Annotated in this window: 6 protein-coding genes; all 6 read left to right on the top strand. The window is 71.0% G+C overall.

Annotated features, from left to right (window positions below):
- Positions 1–233 precede the first annotated feature (233 nt).
- The 6 genes from cglF (at position 234) to HNV26_RS08940 (ending at position 17,532) form a co-directional block, all read left to right on the top strand.
- Positions 234–503 carry an adventurous gliding motility protein CglF gene (gene cglF / locus HNV26_RS08965; protein ID WP_140864585.1) on the top strand — a complete coding sequence of 90 codons (270 nt, stop codon included), beginning with the start codon at positions 234–236 and terminating at the stop codon, positions 501–503.
- A gap of 76 nt (positions 504–579) precedes the next feature.
- Positions 580–2,502 carry an adventurous gliding motility protein GltG gene (gltG, locus tag HNV26_RS08960; protein WP_171441276.1) on the top strand — a complete coding sequence of 641 codons (1,923 nt, stop codon included), beginning with the start codon at positions 580–582 and terminating at the stop codon, positions 2,500–2,502.
- A gap of 106 nt (positions 2,503–2,608) precedes the next feature.
- Positions 2,609–3,238: an adventurous gliding motility protein CglE gene (gene cglE / locus HNV26_RS08955; protein ID WP_011554849.1), complete on the top strand. Its 630-nt coding sequence runs from the start codon at positions 2,609–2,611 to the stop codon at positions 3,236–3,238.
- A 25-nt stretch (positions 3,239–3,263) separates the two neighbouring features.
- On the top strand, positions 3,264–3,470 hold the full coding sequence (locus tag HNV26_RS08950) for a hypothetical protein (RefSeq protein ID WP_171441275.1): 207 nt from the start codon (positions 3,264–3,266) through the stop codon (positions 3,468–3,470).
- A complete protein-coding gene (locus tag HNV26_RS08945) occupies positions 3,437–5,122 on the top strand; it encodes a DEAD/DEAH box helicase (RefSeq protein ID WP_171441274.1) in 1,686 nt (561 codons plus the stop codon). The genes HNV26_RS08950 and HNV26_RS08945 overlap by 34 nt, the downstream gene beginning before the upstream one ends.
- Before the next feature lie 128 nt (positions 5,123–5,250).
- Positions 5,251–17,532: a tetratricopeptide repeat protein gene (locus HNV26_RS08940; protein WP_171441273.1), complete on the top strand. Its 12,282-nt coding sequence runs from the start codon at positions 5,251–5,253 to the stop codon at positions 17,530–17,532.
- Positions 17,533–17,550 lie beyond the last annotated feature (18 nt).

Below are 17,550 nucleotides of genomic sequence, written 5' to 3'. Positions count from 1 at the left end.
CGGCAACACGCCGCCGGCGCCCGCTCCCGCCCCCGCGAACGGAAACTCCGACCAGAAGAATGCAGGCTCGGCGGAACCCGGGGAGCCGGAAGACGACCTGCTGTGAAAGTTGGGACGCCCCCGAGTGCCTTCGCTGTGGCGGGGGCGCGGGGGATGATGCGAACCTTGTGTTTCCCCCTCATCCGGGGATTCGGTGTGCGAAGGGGCCTTCGGGTCCCTTCCGGGAGGCAGTGATGCGGAAGGCGTTGATGCTGTGTGCGGTGCTCGCGGTGACGCCCGCCCTGGCCCAGGACGAGGGCTCCAACCCGGGGGGGGCAGGGGAGGGCAATGTGCGCTACTCCAAGACGACCAACATCGACTTCGAGGACGACACCATCGAGGGCGACCTCACGAAGCCGGATGGCGAGTACATCGATGCGCGTGAGCGGGTGAAGCACTCGAACCTCATCCGCATCCGCGAGGACTTCGAGGACAAGGTGATGCAGTCCGTGGGCGAGCTGTAGCCAGCGCCACAACGCGGCGGGAACCCACCGCCGCGCGCGTTGTCTGACGCCGTACCCACTTTACGTTGGAGCCCCCATGGCCGTTCCTCTGACACTCAAGGTCTTCAAGGGCGACTCGCTGGTCGCCTCCAAGGACTACGAGCGTGACATCATCAAGATTGGCCGTCTCTCCTCGGCGCACCTGTGCCTGGAGGACGAGAAGGTCAGCCGCATCCACTCCGTCATCGAGGTCGCCAGCGACGGCGCCATGTCCATCATCGACATGGGCAGCGTCGAGGGCACGTACGTCAACGGCAAGCGCGTCACCAAGGGGCTCCTCTCCTTCGGTGATGAAATCCGCGTGGGTGGCACCACCATCCGTCTGGAGAACCCAGCCGCGGTGGCCGCGGTGAACCTGGCGGCCGCGGCGGCCAGCTCGGAGGTGGTGACGGAGAAGAATCCGGTCATCGCCGCGCCAGCGCCGGCCGAGGGCCTGGCGCAGGCCGCGGTGGCTGCTCCGGCCGCGGGTGCCATCGACCCGTCCTTCGCCGCCACCCAGCAGAACTCGGTGGCCGCTCCCGCCGCGCCCGCGCCGGCCCCCGTCGTGGCAGCGCCGGAGGAAGCCGCGCCGCGCGTGCGGAAGGTTCGCCGCACGAAGTCCAGCGGTCCGTTGGGCGTGGGCCTGCGCTTCGCGTGGGGTGACCAGCGCGTGGGCGAGTTCTTCATGGCTCCCGGCAGGAAGGGGGCCTTCGTCGTCGGCAGCGCCGCGGGCGTGGACTTCGTCATGGGTGACGCCCGCCTGGGCGCCCCGAAGTTCGACGCGGTTCGTTCGGACGGCCAGTCCTTCACCGTTCGCTTCACCGCGAAGATGAAGGGCGAGCTCACCCGCAAGGGCGAGACGCTGGACCTGAAGGCCGTCATCGAGTCCGGCAAGGCCTCGCATGAGGGCGAGGCGTACTCGCTCACGCTGGACGCGGAGGACTTCATCTGGGTGGACCTGGGCGGCGTGACGCTCGAGGTGGCCTTCCAGCCCGTGCCCAAGCGCGTCGTGGTGCCGCTGGGCGAGTCCATGGACTACACCGCGCTCAACATCTTCCTCGTGCTGTTCTTCATCGCGACGGCGTTCGTCATCACCGCGATGAACCGCACCGTCGCGGGTGACGAATACGCGGACGAGCTGTCTGCGGACAACGCCCGTATCGCCAAGCTCATCATCAAGCCGCCGGAGGCGCAGAAGAACAAGTTCCTCGAGCGCCTCAACCAGCAGAAGGAGCAGAAGAAGAGCGGGGAGATGGCCGCGAAGAAGAGCGGCGACGAAGGTCAGATGGGCAAGAAGGACGCGGCCAAGACCAACAACCGCACCGCGCCCAAGGGCGACCCGAACAAGAAGGACGAGGCGCGCGCGCTGACGGCGAAGATCTTCGGCGGCGGCAAGGGCGGCATCTCCACGGTGTTCGGCAAGAGCGGCCTGGGCGGCGACCTGAAGAGCGCCATGGGCAACATGTTCGGCGCCAAGGCGGGCAACTCCGGCGGCTTCGGTGGCATGGGGCTGCGCGGCACGAGCGGCGGCGGCGGCGGCACGGGTGACACCATCGGCATTGGTGGCATTGGCACCAAGGGCCGTGGCGGCGGCACCGGCACCTATGGCAGCGGCGTGGGCGTGCTGGGCGGCAAGCAGAGCGTCGACGTGGGCATCACCTCGTCCGACCCGGAGGTCATGGGTTCGCTGGACAAGGAGCTCATCCGCCAGGTCATCCATCGCAACCGCGGACAGATTCGCTATTGCTTCGAGAGTCTCCTCAACCGCTTCCCGAAGCTGGGCGGCAAGGTGGCGGTGAAGTTCGTCATCGCGGGGAATGGCTCGGTCGCCTCGTCGTCGGTGGCGCAGTCCACGGCGGCCAACGCGGAGCTGGAGACGTGCGTGGCCGGACGCGTTCGCACCTGGAAGTTCCCCGAGCCGAAGGGCGGCGGCGTGGTGGTCGTCACGTATCCGTTCATCTTCAAGCAGTCCGGCGAATAGCGCCGGGTGGCCTTTCTCCGGGTGGGCAGGCCTGACGCAGGTCTGTCCACCGCGCCTTTCCCCGGCTCCCACTCCCTCGAGGGGGCCGGGCCAACGTCAGGACCGCATGAAAGCCCTCGCCTCACTTGCCCTGTGCGCCTCGTTCGTTCTCCCCACGGTCGCGAGCGCCCAGCAGCCCACCACTGCCCAGGGCGACCGCCCGGCTGTCACGTTCGATGAAATCGAGCGAGGCATCTACTTCGCGGTGCTCGGTGGCCCCCTGTTCATCACCAACCCGCCGGCGGCCGAAGGCACGCCGCGTCCGTTCTCCTCCGGGCCCATGGCGCAGGTGGAGGTGGGCGTGGACCTGGGCGAGCATGTATCCGTCGGCCTGTTCCTCATGGGCTCGAGCGTGCGGACGGGCGCTCAGTACGTGGGAAACTCCGGCGGCGCGGTGTCGGGTGACTTCTCCACCCTGATCCCCGGCGCGGTGTTGCGTGCTCGCCTGGTGGGGTTCGCCGACAGTCAGGAAGTGAAGCGCACCTGGTTCTATCTCCGTGCAGGTGCTGGCTATGCGATGTTCTCGCCGCAGCGGCTCCTCCCCGATTCCGACATTCTTGTGTTTGCCGGGCCCGGAGTGGAGTACTACACACGGCTGCGCCACTTTTCCGTAGGGCTCGAGGTGACGGGGCAGTACCTCGTCTCCGGGGGCTCGTTCGGGTTCGCGGTGGCGCCGAACATTCGCTACGCGTTCTAGCGGGAGAAAGACGTGCCTCAGGAGAATGGAAGCGGTGGGCCGCGCCCGGGTGGGCGTGGTCGTGACGGGGGTGCACCGGGCCAAGGTCCTCGCCGTGACGGACCGGGTGGTTTTGGTGGCCGTGGCGGGCCCGGACGCGGTGACGGCCGTGGGCGTGGAGATGGCCGTGGACGCGGTCGCGATCGCGAAGAGGGCCCCGTGGGCCCTGGCCAGCGCGTCATCTCCGAGCTGAGCATCCTGGAGAAGGCGCTCTCCAAGACGGATTTCGGGGCGGAGAAGGCGCCGCTGCAGGCCATTGTCCGCTCGCTTCGGCCCATGCGGCTGAAGTCGCTGGACGACCTGGACCTGAACACGCGTGGGCGCCTCATCACCACGCTGCTGCGCGTGCAGCGTCAGCCGAAGCCGGCCGCGCCCGAGGCGTCCGCCGCCGCGGAGGCCGCTGCTCCCTCAGAGGCACCGGCTCCCGTGGAGGCCGCCGCGCCCGCCGAGGGTGAGGCGCCCGCCGAGGGTGGGGTGCCCGTCGAGGCGCCTGCCACCGCCGAAGGGGAGGCTGCCGCGCCCGCCGAGGCCGGTGCTCCCGCCGTGGACCCGGCGCGGGAGAAGTTCGATGCGTGGACGGACGTCATGTTCCTCGTCGGTCAGGCCTGGCGTGCCGCGGGTGATGCCGAGCGCGCGGAGGCTGCCTTCGCGGCAAGTGGCCGTCAGCCCGGTCCCGAGGCCGAGGAGCCCGTCGCGGCGCCTCGCTCCGAGGAGCGCCGTGAGCGGGGTGAGCGTCCCGAGCGTGGGGAGCGCCGTGAGCGTGGCCCTCGGCCCGAGCGCGGTGAGCGTGCCGCTTCGGGTGAGCGCCGGGAGCGTCCGGAGCGCCGCGAGCGTCCTGCCCGGGGTGAGCGTCCGGAGCGTGGCGAGCGCCCGCTGCCGGAGCTGACGGGCACCTGGGACGAGCAGGCGAAGCAGCTCGAGACCATGGGCCGTACCCGTGACGCGGGCCGGCTGCACGAGCGCAACAACTCCTTCGCGGAGGCGGCTCGCCTCTTCGAGGCGGGGGGCGACCTCAAGAGCGCCCTGCGCAACGCCCTGGCCGGGAGCGACAACGACACGGCCCGCCGTCTGGTGGGGACGCTGCCGCCGGATCAGCTCGCGCCCACGCTGGAGAAGGCCGGCGCCTACGAACTCCTCATGGAGCACTTCGTCGGCAAGGGTGACTTCGAGAACGTGGCTCGCCTCTATGAGCGCGCCCGTCAGTTCGACCAGGCGGCGCTCGCCTACGAGCGCTCCGGGAAGCTCACCCTGGCACGCAAGTCGTACGAGCGCGCCCGGGACATCGCCAGCGCCAACCGCATCCGTGGGCTCGAGGTGAAGAGCCTGGTGGAGCGGGGTGACCGGCTCGGTGCCGCCACCCTGCTGGCGGCCGTGGGCCAGCGCCGCGAGGCGGTGGAGGTCCTCGGCCCGCTGCCTCCGCCCAAGGCCTTCCACTTCATGCAGCGTCTGAAGCTGGACGACGAGGCGAAGGAGCTTGCGCAGAAGGAGCTGGCCCGGGCCGAGCAGGAGCAGAAGCCCGCTGGCCGCGCCCGGTGGCTGGAGCTGCTGGGTGACATCGCCACCGCCGCCGAGGCGTGGGAGGGCGCTGGCCGCAAGGACAAGGCGCTCCCGCTCCACGAGAAGCTTGGCAACCTGCCTCGCGCCGCTCAGCTCGCGGAGGAGCTGCAGCAGCGTGACAAGGCCATTGCCCTCTACACCCAGCTGAACGACAGCGCGGGTGTGGATCGTGCGAAGGCGCTTCCGGAGACGACCGCACCTGCCCAGGCCCCCGCGGCGGATGCGGCGGACGGAAGCGAGGGGGGCGAAGGTGGCGAGACGCCGCCTGACGCTCCCTCGGCCGGGTAGTAAGAAGGCCAATGATTCCCGCCGTTTGGCGGGTTTTGCATGATTGCTCGGGGGCGCTGGCGACCGGTAGAGTTCCGGTCTCTGGCGCCCTCGCTGCTTTTTCTTTCCATTCCAAGGCCCGCCCCTCCATGCAACAGCCCACGCCCTCGTCGCGTCCCACGCTGCGCGTGTCCGATGACCGCACCTTCGTCGAAACCGAAGCGGCACTCGACAAGGCCGGCCGTGTCGAGGAATTGATTCGCCTCTACGAGGGGCGCTCGCGCGATGTCGTCTCCGATGAAGCGGTGCGCCTGCTGTGCCGCGCCGCGGAGCTCGCGCATGACCGGCAGCGCAACACGCAGCGCGCGGAGGAACTGCTCAAGCGCGCGTTGCTGGTGGCGAAGGATCCGCTCCCCGCGCTCCGAGGCCTGAAGCGGCTGCACGAGTCGCGGCAGGATGGCGCCGCGTTGGCGGACGTCCTGGAGCGGCTGGGCGGCGTCACGCAAGGCGAGGAGTGCGCGGGCCACTACCTGAAGGCCGCCGACGTTTACGAGCAGAAGCTGTTCCGGCGCGATCGCGCGGTGCTGTGCCTGCAGCGTGCGGCCCGTGCGAAGCCGGACCGCGCCACCTTCCGGCGCGTGCGTCAGTTGCTGTTGTCGGAGGAGCGCTTCCAGCCGGCCTTCGAGGCCTTGGAGCGCGAGCGCGCGGCGCTGGGGGACGCGGGCATGGCGGAGGAGTACGCCGCGCTCGCCGAGCGGCTGGTGGACGACCCCACCGAGCATGAGCTGGCGCAGCGGGTGGTGGATGTCGCCCAGGCGTTGGAGCCGCAGAACGCGCGGCTGGAGAAGGCCGCGCGTGCGTTGCAGCGCTTCGAGCAGACGTGGCGTGACCGCGTGCGGATGCTGCGCAGCATGTCGCTGGAGGAGCGCGACCGGAAGAGCGCGGCGCGCCTGTCGCTGCTCGTGGCGAAGCTCTTCGCCTGGTACGACCCGGGCGCGGCTGCGAAGGTGAAGGAGGCGCTGGACCGCTGCTTCCTGCTGTGGCCGGGCATGCCCGAAGGGCTGTCGCTCATCGAGAAGCTGACGGTGCGCTCGGGCGGTGATTTCGCGCCGGCAATCGAGCAGATCGAGTCGATGGCGGGCGAGGTGAAGGACCGCACCGCGCAGGTGGACCTGTGGCTGCGCGTGGGCACGCTGCGCCTTGGCCGGATGAACGACGCGGACGGCGCGCTGGCGGCCTTCGAGAAGGCCGTGGCGGCGGACCCGTCCCGCGCCGACGCGGCCAGCCTGACGGCCGAGCAGCTCCTGGAGAAGGGCCGGGCACCGGAAGCCGTCGCGGTGCTGGAGCGATACCTGGGCACGGTGAAGGACCGCTCCACCCAGGCGGGCATGCGGCTGCGGCTGGCGGACCTGTTCCTGACGCAGCTCAAGGACTCGGACGCAGCGCGCGAGCACCTGGAAGCTGCGCTGAAGCTGGACCCGACGCAGGCGTTGGCGGCCTTCCAACTGGCGCGGCTGTTGGCTGAGGACGACGAACTGGATGCCGTGGTTCCGCTGCTGGACCTGGCCCTGCTGGCGCCGCGTCCGCGCCCGGAGCGGGTGGCCTTCTGCGAAGCGCTCGCGCTGATGTTCGAGGAGAAGGACGACGCGCGCGGGGCCTTCGAGGTGCTGTCGCGCGCCCTGGAGCTGGAGCCGGGCCGCCCGTTGCTGTTGGGCACGGTGGTGGAGCACGCGGAGAAGGCCCAGGCGCAGCCCGCGCTGGCGTTGGCGCTGCAACGCGCGGCGGAGGCGGCGCCGGTGGCGGAGGTGGCGGCCACGATCTGGCGGCAGCTGGCCCAGTTGCTCCAGGGCCCCCTGGCGGACCCGTCACGCGCGGAGGCCGCATGGCGGGAAGTGCTCGCGCGCGCGCCGGGTGACGCGGCTGCCGTGGAGGCGGTGAAGTCGCTGCAGGCGGCCGCGGCGCTCGCGGACGACCCGAAGGCGCGACTGGAGGCGGACGTGGCCCGGCGCGAGGCGGCCGGCGCGGCGCCCGAGGAGCTGGAGCCATTGGCGCGCCAGTTGGTGCAGCTCGCGCCAGAGGAGGCGGCGGGCGTGCAGCGACTGCAGGCGCTGTGCGTGGCCTTGTCGAAGTTTGACGAGGCGGCGGCGCTCGCCGGGCGGTTGGCGGGCCTGGCGGAGACGCAGCTGGAGCGCAACGAGTGGACGGCGCGTCAGGCGAAGCTGTACGCCGAGCGGCTGGGGCGTCAGGAGGACGCGACGGACCTGTTCCTCGGCCTGCTCTCCGAGAACGTCTCCACCGGCGTGGTGGTGGGCGGCCTGGAGCGGCTGGCGGCGGCGGGCATTCGCACGGCGGAGGTGACGGAGGCGCTGGCGGCGCACTACGGACGCAGCGGCGACCACCAGCGGCAGGTGGCGGCGCTCCAGCAGCAACTGGAGGTGACGACGGAGCCCACGGCCCGCAAGCGCCTCTTCTCGTTGCTGGCCAGCATCCATGAGAAGCAGCTTGCGGACAGCCGCGCGGCCTTCGACGTCCAGGTGCGCGCGCTGCGCGAGGACGCGAAGGACGAGGGCTCCCGCGTGGAGGCGCTGAGGCTGGCCAGGGACTTGTCCGCGCACGCGGAGCTGGGGCGTGTGCTGCGCACGCTGGCCTCCGAGTCCGAGGACCCCGCGGTGGCCGTGCCATTGCTGATCGAGGCCGCGAGCCTGGCGGAAGAGGGCGCGCTCGCCGCGGAGGCCATCGCGGCGCTGGAAGCGGCGGTGACCCGTGCGCCCGAGTCGAACGCGGTGCTGCAGCGGCTGGTGCGTCTGTACGGGCGCGCGGGCCGGTCCGCGGACGCGGAAGGACTGCTGCGCAAGCGCATCCAGGGCGCGCGTGGGCCGGAGCGGCTGGAGCTGCTGCTTCAGCTGGTGGACCTCAACTCGGAGCTGGGGCGCGACGCGCAGGCGGCCGAGGCGCTGCAGTCCGCGCTTTCTCACGGCGCCGAGGAAGGCCGGCATCTGCCGCGCCTGGCGGAGCTGTACGAGAAGGCGGGCCGGACGCGCGAGCTGGGCGACACGCTGGCGCGGATGATTGCGCTGGCCGAGTCCGCGGGTGACGCGGACAGAGTGGCGCGGCTGAAGCTGCGTCGTGCGCACCTGCTGCAGGAGTCGCAGGACGGCAGCGCGGAAGCGGTGCAGAGCTTCGCGGACATCCTGCTCCAGCGCCCCACGGACCCGGATGCGCTGGCGGCGCTGGAGGCCATGCTCGCCTCGGGCCCCGCGCGCGAGGCCGCTGCGCGTGTGCTGGTGCCTGCCTTCGAGCGCACCAAGGACCACCGCAAGCTGGTGGCCACCTTGGATGTTCTGGCGGAAGTGGCGAAGGACGACGCCGCGCGAGTGCAGGCACTGCGACACGCGGCGCAGGTGCACCTGACGCACCTGCGGCAGCCGGAGCTGGCCTTCGCGGCGCTGGCGCGCGCACTGCGCCTGGCGCCCGGTGACGCGGGGCTGCGCTCGTCGGCACGGCAGGCGGCGGAGGACGCGGACTCGCTGGACAGCTACGCGGAGATCATCGCGGAGCTGGCGGAGGAAGGGGACGTCGGCCCCGCGCGCCTGGCGCTGCTGCGCGAGCTGGCCGAGGTGCAGGAGAAGAAGCTGGACGACAAGGCCGGCGCGGTGAAGGCGCTGCGTGACCTGCTGGCCATCGAGCCGGGCAACCTGGACTGCCTGCGCGCCCTTCAGCGGTTGCATCGCGCGGGGGAGGAATGGGCGGCGCTGGCCGAGGTGCTGGAGAAGCTGGCCGCGGCATCGCCGGAGCCCGCCGAGCAGCTGGCCTTCTTGCGCGAGGCGGCGCTGCTGCACGAGACGAAGTTGATGGACAAGGAGAGCGCCGCGGACGCCTGGCGCGTCATCGCGGAGCGCGACCCGGCGAGCCGTGAAGCCGCGGCGACCCTGGACCGGCTCTACACCGAGAGTGGCCGTCACTCCGACCTGGCCTGGGCGCTGGCGCTGCGCCGCAACCAGGAAGGGCAGAGCCCGCAGGGCCGTGAAGTCTCGTTCCGTCTGGCGGAACTCCAGCGCACGGTCCTGGATGACCCGAACGCGGCGCTGGGCCTCTACCGGAAGATCCTGGCCGAGGACTCGGGCCATCCAGGCGCGCGCGCGGCGCTCGAGGCCTGGGTGAGGGCAGCGGTGCCCGCGAGCGGCGCGGCGCTGGATGTGCTCGACCCGGTGCTGGTGCAGGTGGGCGACCACGCCCGCCGTGTGGCGCTGCGTGAAGCGCGGATGACCTCCGCGCTCACCGTGGAGAAGATCCTCCTGTCGGGCGAGGTTCGCCGCATCTACGAGCGCGACATGCTCCAGCCTTCGCTGGCGTTCATGTCCGCGGTGAAGTCCTTCGCGCAGGGGTTGGACCGGGAAGGCGTGCAGCCGGACCTGGAGCGGCTGGCGCGCGAGACGGGCTCGCACGAGGTGCTGGCCGAAATCTACGAGACGGCGGCGACGGAGCTGAACGCGGGAGACCCCGCGGCGCTGGAGTTGCTGCGGCGCTCGGCGGAGCTGCGCGAGTCGCTGGACCAGCCCGAAGAGGCCGCGCGGCTGTGGAAGAGCCTGCTGGCGGACTCGCCCCAGGACCGGCAGGCGCTGGAGGCCCTCTCCCGCCTCTACGAGAAGGGGCAGAACGCCAAGAGCCTGTCGGAGGTCTACACGCGACAGGCGCAGCTCTCCACCGACCCGGAGGAGCGCGTGGGCCTGCTCCTCAAGGCGGGCGAGGCGTACGCGAACGCGGGTGAAGACGCGAAGGCCATCGAGACGTATCGCTCCGCGCTGGCGCTCCGGAAGGTGCCCGAAGGCCTGCTCGCGCTGGAGAAGCTCTACGCGAAGTCTCGGCGCTTCGTGGAGCAGGCGGACGTGCTCGACCAGCTCGCGGAGGGCGCCGCGGATGAAGGCGCACGGCGCAACTGGCTGCTGAAGCGCGCCCAGCTCCTGGAGAAGGAAGTGGGGCCGGCGGAGTCGCTGCCGGTGTACCGGCGTCTGCTGGAGCTGGCGCCAGGTGACGGACAGGTGGTGGCGGGCCTGGAGCGGCTGATGGCGCACGAGGCGCCTCGCTCCGAATCTGCGCGTCTGCTGGAGCCTGTCTACCGTGGCGTCAACGACACCCGGAAGCTGGTGGACGTGCTCGAGGTGCTGCTGCCGGGCGTGGCGCCCGAGCGGCGGCTGGAGCACCTCCAGGAGATCGCCACCCTGCGAGAGGCGCTGGGGCAGACATCGCTCGCCTTCGTCGCACGCCTGCGCGCCTTCAACGAGGCGCCGCAGGAAGCCGCGGTGCGCGACGAACTGGAGCGGCTCGCGGCCGACTCTGGTGCGTTCGAGGAGGTGGCGGCGGCCTACGAAGACCAACTGGAGCGCGGCGCGCAGGACCCGCTCGCCGGTGACTTGTGGCGGCGCCTGGCGGGCATCTACGACAACCGCCTCAAGCGTTATGACCTGGCCGTCCGTGCGATGGAGGAGATGTCGCGCAGGGACCCGAAGAACAAGTCGGTGTTGGACGCCATCGCCCGGGTCCACCGCCGCACGGGCGCGCACCGCGAGCTGGCGCTCGTCATGCGCCGTCAGGTGGCGGCCGAGGCGAACGCGTCCTCGCAGGTGAACCTGCTCTTCGAGCTGGCGCACCTGGCCGAGGAGACGCTGGCGGACAAGTCGCTGGCGGCGCAGTCGTACCGGGAAATCCTCGGCCTGCGGCCGGAGAACGCCAACGCGCTGAAGCTGCTGGGGCGGGTGCTCGCGGAGATGGAGCGCTGGCCGGAGCTGGCGCAGCACATCGAGCGGGAAATCCAGCTCGCGGACGAGCGCGGCGCCCAGGAAGAGGCGTCCGACCTTCGAGTGCGCTTGGGCCGGCTGAAGGTGTCGCGTCTGGACGACCCGCGCGGCGCACTGGAGCTGTACCAGGCCGTGCTGGCGCGCCGGGCGGGGCATGCCGGCGCGGTGGGCGCGCTGGAGGAGATGGCGCGCTCGGAGAGCCCGCTGCGTGGCGCCGCGGCCAGCGCGCTGGAGCCCGTCTTCGCCTCGGTGGGCAACCACCTGAAGCAGGTGGAGATGCTGGAATCCCGTGCCTCGGCGGAGGCCGTGCCGCAGGAGCGCGCCGCGCTGCTGCGCCGCATCGCGGAAATCTACGCCGGCTCGCTCGAAAACGCGGAGATGGGCTTCCTGGCCGCCACGCGCGCGCTGCGCGAGCTGCCGGATGACCTGCGCTCGTTGGAGTTGTGCGTCGCGCTGGTGGACAAGGCAGAGGCCCCCGAGGAGCTGGCCGCCATCCTGACGGAGGTGGTGGGCAAGGCGGGGGATGCGTCCCGCGCCGAGCTGTACCGCGCGCTGGCCCGCATCCAGACGGACCTGGGGGAGCCTTCCGAGGCGCTGGTGTCGTGGAAGCGCGTGCTGGAGCTGCGGCCGACGGACACTGAAGCGCTGGATGGCACGGTGCGGCTGGTGGCGTCGCAGGGCAAGCCCACGGACCTGCTGGAGGTGCTGCGCCGGCAGCTCGCGGTGGCGGAAGACCCGGCGCGTCGCGCCACGGTGCTCTTCCAGATGGGCGCGCTGCAGGAGGAGCAGCTCAATGACGCGCTGGGCGCGCTGGCCACCTTCCGGCGCCTGCTGGAACTCAAGCCAGACGACCTGCCCACGCTGGAGCGCATGGAGGCGCTCTGCCAGAAGCAGGAGCGTTGGCCGGAGCTGGCGGACGCACTGGCTCGCCGCATCGCGCTGATTTCCACGGAGGAGGGACTGGAGCTGAAGTTCCGCCTGGCCGTCGTGCGTGAGTCGCGGCTGCTGGATCGCACAGGCGCGCTGGCGCTGTACGGCGAGGTGCTGTCCGTGCAGGCCAACCATGCGGGCGCGGTGGGTCGCATGGAGGCGCTGGTGACCCGCGAGCCGCAGAACCTGCTCGCGGTGGAGACGTTGCTTCGCGCCCTCCGCGCCAGCGGCGACATCACGCGTCTGGCGCAGGTCATCGAGACGCGTGTGGGCGTGTCGGGCGACGCATTCGAGCGCAAGGCGCTCCTGGGCGAGCTGGCCACGCTGCGGGAGTCCCAGGAGGAGTCGGAGCTGGCCTTCCTGGCCCTCTTCCGCGCCTTCAAGGAAGACCCGAACGACGCCGCCGTCCGTGCTCGGCTGGAGAACGCGGCGGATGCGTCCGCCAGCTATGACGAACTGCTGGCCGCGTACGAGGAAGCGCTGCCGCGCGTGGCCGAGGCCGCGGATGCCGCGCAGGTCTGCCTCCGGTTGGGCCAGATGCTGGAGACGAAGCTGCGCGACTCGGACCGCGCCGTCTCCTACTACGAGCGCGCGCGCACGCTGCACCCCACGGTGCAGGAGCCGTCGCTGGTGGCGTTGGACAGGCTGTACCTCCAGTTGGAGGCCTGGCCGGAGCTGGCGGGCATCTTGGAGGCACTGGTCGCTGGCGTGACGGAGCCCACGGACCGGGTGGGCTACCTGTTCCGCTTGGGCCAGCTCTACCAGGAGCGGCTGGACAGCCCGGACCGCGCGGCGGGTGCCTACGAAGGCATCCTGGCGTTGGATCCGGAGCACCTCGCGTCGGCGCGGCTGTTGGAGGGCATCTACGAATCGGCGGGCGCGTCGGAGAAGCTCTACGGCATCCTGAAGCTCCAGGCGGAGAAGGTGTCGGGCGCCGAGCGCGACCGCGTGCTGGCGAAGATGGCGCAGGTCTCCGCCGAAGGACTGGCGGACCTGGGCGGGTCCATCGAGCTGTACCGCGAGCTGCTGGCGAAGAACGCGCGCAACGAGCAGGCTTTCTCCGCGCTGGAGTCTCTCTACGAACGCGCCGACCGGCCGCAGGACCTGCGTGAGCTGCTGGAGGGCCGGCTGGCGGTGACGCTGGACCCCCGCGAGGTCGTGCGGCTCAATGAGCGCCTGGGCCGCGTCGTGTACCGCCTGCTGAAGCAGCCGGAACAGGCCGTGCCGTTCTTCAAGGCCGCGCTGGACCGGGATGCACGTCACCGCGGCGTGCTCGACACGCTGCGCGAGCTGTATGACGAAACGGGCCAGCGTGAAGAGCTGGTGGGCGTGCTGCGCCGGCTGATTCCTCTTCAGGAGAGCAGTGACGGCGTGAAGGCGCTGCGTCTGCGCCTGGCGGAAGTGCTCGCCGGCATGGGGCGCCGCGAGGAGTCCCTGGATGCCGCCCGCCGCGCGCTGGAAGTGGAGCCGCACCAGGTTCCCGAGCTGGACCGCGTGCATGAGCTCTTCGTGTCACTGCGTGCGTGGAACGACGCGGTGCGCGCGCTGGAGCTGAAGGTGCAGGTGCACCTCCTGACGGAGGAGCGTGAGCAGGCTGTCGCTGCCTACTTCTCGGTGGCGGACCTGTGGGTGGGGCAGGGCGGAAAGCCCGAGCTGTCCTCGGGCGCGCTGGAGAAGGTGCTCGAGCTGGACCCCGCCAACCGCACCGCCTACGAGCGCGCGTGTGACTTGTACCGGACGCACAACGACTGGCGTGCGTACGCCCAGGTGATGGACCGCTACATGCCCCACCTCGTCACCGACGAGGAGAAGCTGGCCGCGCTGCGCGAGCTGGCCCGGGTGCAGGAAGCGCGGCTGGGACAGAAGGACGTGGCCTTCCTGGCGCTGTGCCGCGCGCTCCAGTTGGACGCGTCGGACGACACGCTGCGCGAGGAGGTGGAGCGGCTGGCTGACGAGACGGGCAGCCACGAGGAGCTGGCCGCCGTCTACGAGGAGGTCGCCGACGAGCTGCCGCGCGGCGCCCTGGCCGAGCGGCTCTACGCGACGCTGGCGCGTGTCCACGACACGCACCTGGATGATCCGCAGGCGGCGGAAGCGGCGTTCCGGAAGATCCTCGAGTTCGACCCGACCAACGCCACCGCGCTGGATGGGCTCGCCGCGGTGTTCCAGCGGCGTGGCCGTCAGCGTGAGTACGTGGTGGCGCTGGAGCAGAAGCTGGAGGCCGCCGGCTCCATCGAGCAGCGCAAGGGCATCCTCCGCGAGATTGCCCGCGTCTGGGACGAGCAGTTGGAGGACCCCGTTGAGTCCGCCAGCGCGCTGCTGCGTGCGTTGGAGCTCGAGCCCGACGCGGAGACGCTCGGCGTGCTCACCGCGCTGTACCGTCGTCAGCGGTCGTGGCCGGACGTGGCGTCCACGCTGCTGCGGGCCCGGGACCTGGCGGACAGCATCGAGGAGCGCGCGCGCATCCAGGTGGAGGTGGCGGGCGTCTACGAGCGTGACATCGGCGATGACGAGTCGGCGGTGGCCGCGTACCGGCAGGCGCTGGAGTTTGACCCCGTCAACCGCGAGGCGCTGGACTCGCTGGAGCGGCTCCACACGCGGTTGGACCACCCGGCGGACCTGCTCGCCATCTACGAGCGGATGTTGGAGCTGAGCGAGGACTGGCGCGAGAAGATCCGCGTCCTCTTCCGCAGCGCGACCATCTGGGAGGACAAGTACCAGAACCCGGCGAACGCGGACGTCTGCGTGGAGAGCGTGCTCGCCATCGATCCGCAGAACGTCCAGGCCATCAAGACGCTCATCCGGCTGCGCCGGGCGCAGGGGCGGTGGGAGGACCTCATCGCGGCGTACGAGCGGCAGCTCGCGCTGGCCGTCAGCCCGCAGGAGCAGGCCGAGCTCTACGTGGACATCGGCAACGTCCAGTACCAGCAGCTCAAGGCGCTGGACCGCGCGGTGAACAACTTCCACGCGGCGCTCGCGGTGGACGCTGAGTGCCGTCCGGCGTTGCACGCGCTGGGCACGATGTACGAGCGCAGCGGCAACTGGCCCTTCGCGCTGGAGATGCTGTCGAAGGAGGCGGAGCTCGCCGGGCAGTCAAAGGACGCGGTGGAGCTGTACTACCGCCTGGGCAAGATCAACGAGGACATGCTGATGGACACGGGCAGCGCCCGGACCGCCTATCAGCAGGCGCTCGCGGTGGACCCCGGCCACCTGCCCAGCATCCGCGCCCTCAAGGGCATCCAGGAGCAGGAGAAGGACTGGAGCGGCTACGAGCAGACCCTGCGTCAGGAGGCGGAGCAGACCGAGGACCCGGCCGCCAAGGGCCGCGCGCTGCTGGACGTCGCGCGCTACCACGCGGAGACGCGCGAGGACCGGGACACCGCCACCGGCTACTGGCAGGAAGCGCTGAAGCACATCCCGGACAGCCTGGAGGCCGCGCGCCCGCTGTCGGACGTGTACATCGCGCACGAGGACTGGGCCGCCGGCGAGCGGATGCTGGACATCGTCACGCGGAAGATGGCGGAGATGGCGGTGGCGGACAAGGACTCCGTCTCCGCCGCGGACCTCTGCCGTCAGCTCTACCGCCTGGGCTACGTGGCGGAGAAGCTGGGCAAGCGTGACAAGGCGCTGGGCTGCTACGAGAAGGCCTACGAGTTGGACGCGACGTACCTGCCCGCGCTGGAGGGCTACGGCAACCTGCTGGTGCAGACGCGCCGCTACGAAGGCGCGCTCAAGGTCTTCCAGACCATCCTCATCCACCACCGCGAGGAGCTGACGGACCTGGAGGTGGTGGAGGTGTACTGGCAGCTCGGCGACATCCACGCCGCGCTGAACCAGACGGATCGCGCGCAGAACCACTTCGAGAAGGCGCTGGCCATCGACCCGGGCCACGAGCCGACGCTGCGCGCGTTGGTGGCGCTCCTGGAGAAGCAGGGCCAGTACGAGAAGTCCGCCGAGCTGCGGCAGCAGTTGGTGGGTGTGCTGGAGGGCGAGGCCCGCGCGAAGGTGTGCCTGGAGCTGGGCCGCATCGCGCGTGACGAGCTGCATGACCCGTACATGGCCATTGACGCCTTCACCAACGCGCTCAAGTCCCAGCCGGACGCGCCGGAGGTGATGGACCAGCTCTACGTGCTGCTGCGCGAGACGCGTCAGGGCCAGAAGGCGGCGGACGTGCTGGCGCGCATGCTGGCGCTCCCCGCGCTGGGCCTGGAGCCGCACAAGGCCAAGCGCGTCTGGTTCGCGTTGGGCGAGCTGCGCCGCGATGACCTGAAGGACGTGGAGGGCGCCACCGAGGCCTTCAACGCCGCCCTGGACCTGGACCCGCGCTTCGTGGAGGCCTTCAGCGCGCTGGAGGCGATGCTCGGCGCGGCGCGCCAGTGGAAGCAACTGGAGGAGAACTACACGAAGATGCTGGCCCGGCTGCCCAAGACGCCGGAGACGCACGTGGCGCGCATGGCGCTGTGGCGCGCGCTCGGCGACCTGTACCTCCAGGTGCTCAAGCACCCGGAAGGCGCGGTGGCCGCGTACGGCGTGGCCGCCAAGGGCCTGCCCGACGACGCGGCGGTGCAGGAGGCCTTCGCGGACCTCGCCGGACAGATGCCGGGCCGGGAGGACGAGGCCATCGCAGCGCTCCGTCGCGCGCTGCCGAACACGACGGACCCTCGCAAGGTGGTGGGCGCGTTGGTGCGTCTGTCCGCGCTGCGCAAGAACTACGACGGCGCCTGGCTCGCCGCGCAGGCGGTGTCCGGCCTGCTGGGCGAGGCAGGGGAGGACGAGCAGGAGATCCTCACCAAGCTGGGGCCCTACGCGAAGAACAAGGAGAAGGTGGAGCCGCGGCCGCTGAACGACCAGCTGTGGCACAACCACCTGTTCCACCCGAAGGCGCGCGGCCCGCTGGCGGAGCTGCTGGGCCTCCTCTTCGCGAAGGTGGGGCACCTGTACGCGGTGCCGTCCCAGCAGTACCAACTGGTGCCCAAGCGCCACCGCATCGACGTGGCCAGTGCGCCCGAGTACCACGTCCACCACTATCGGTATGTGGCGCGCGTGCTGGGCATGGAGGCGGTGGAGCTGTACTCGCCCTTCCTCGTGGCGACGCGTGAGCGGATGGCGAAGCGCTCCAACGAGCCGGCGCCCGAGCCGCTCATCAACGTGGAGTTGCTCCAGACGCACCCGGCCTCGCTGCGCGTGGGCGGCAAGTACTTCGCGGAGCAGGGCCAGAAGGAGGTCTATTACCTCCTGGGCCGCACCCTGGCGCTGGCGCGCTCCGAGCTGGCCTTCAGCCAGCGCGTGGCCCCCGAGCGGCTGGAGGCCATCCTCCAGGCGGCGCTGAGCCTCGTCGTGGGCAACGTGCGCATCGCGGAAGCGCAGCACCTGGTGGAGCCGGAGCGTCGGCTGCTGGAGCGGAGCCTCAACGAGCCGGACCGCGCGGCGCTGGCGAAGGCGGCGCGTGCCTGGTTGCCCACCGCGACGCCGCAGGCCGTGCGGCAGTACCTGGAGGGCGCGGAGCTCACCGCGGCGCGGGCGGGTCTGCTCGCTGCGGGAGAGATGGAGCCGGTGCGCCGAATGGTGCAGGGCGAGACGGGCTCCGCCTTCCGCGTCCCGGTGCGCAACAAGCTGCGGGAACTGTTGGTGTTCGCCACCTCCGAGGACCTGCACGAGCTGCGCGTCGCCGTGGGTACGCACGTGGAGGTACAGGTGCGCAGGTAGGGACAGACCCCGACGTGG

Source organism: Myxococcus xanthus (assembly GCF_013116825.1).
GTDB classification, from domain to species: domain Bacteria; phylum Myxococcota; class Myxococcia; order Myxococcales; family Myxococcaceae; genus Myxococcus; species Myxococcus xanthus_B.
This window is presented reverse-complemented; position numbering and strand designations above follow the sequence as displayed.

What these genes read in the sequence shown, in the direction of transcription:
- cglF (WP_140864585.1), top strand. Translation starts at nt 234, where the DNA reads ATGCGGAAGGCGTTGATGCTGTGTGCGGTGCTCGCGGTGACGCCCGCC.
- gltG (WP_171441276.1), top strand. Translation starts at nt 580, where the DNA reads ATGGCCGTTCCTCTGACACTCAAGGTCTTCAAGGGCGACTCGCTGGTC.
- cglE (WP_011554849.1), top strand. Translation starts at nt 2,609, where the DNA reads ATGAAAGCCCTCGCCTCACTTGCCCTGTGCGCCTCGTTCGTTCTCCCC.
- HNV26_RS08950 (WP_171441275.1), top strand. Translation starts at nt 3,264, where the DNA reads ATGGAAGCGGTGGGCCGCGCCCGGGTGGGCGTGGTCGTGACGGGGGTG.
- HNV26_RS08940 (WP_171441273.1), top strand. Translation starts at nt 5,251, where the DNA reads ATGCAACAGCCCACGCCCTCGTCGCGTCCCACGCTGCGCGTGTCCGAT.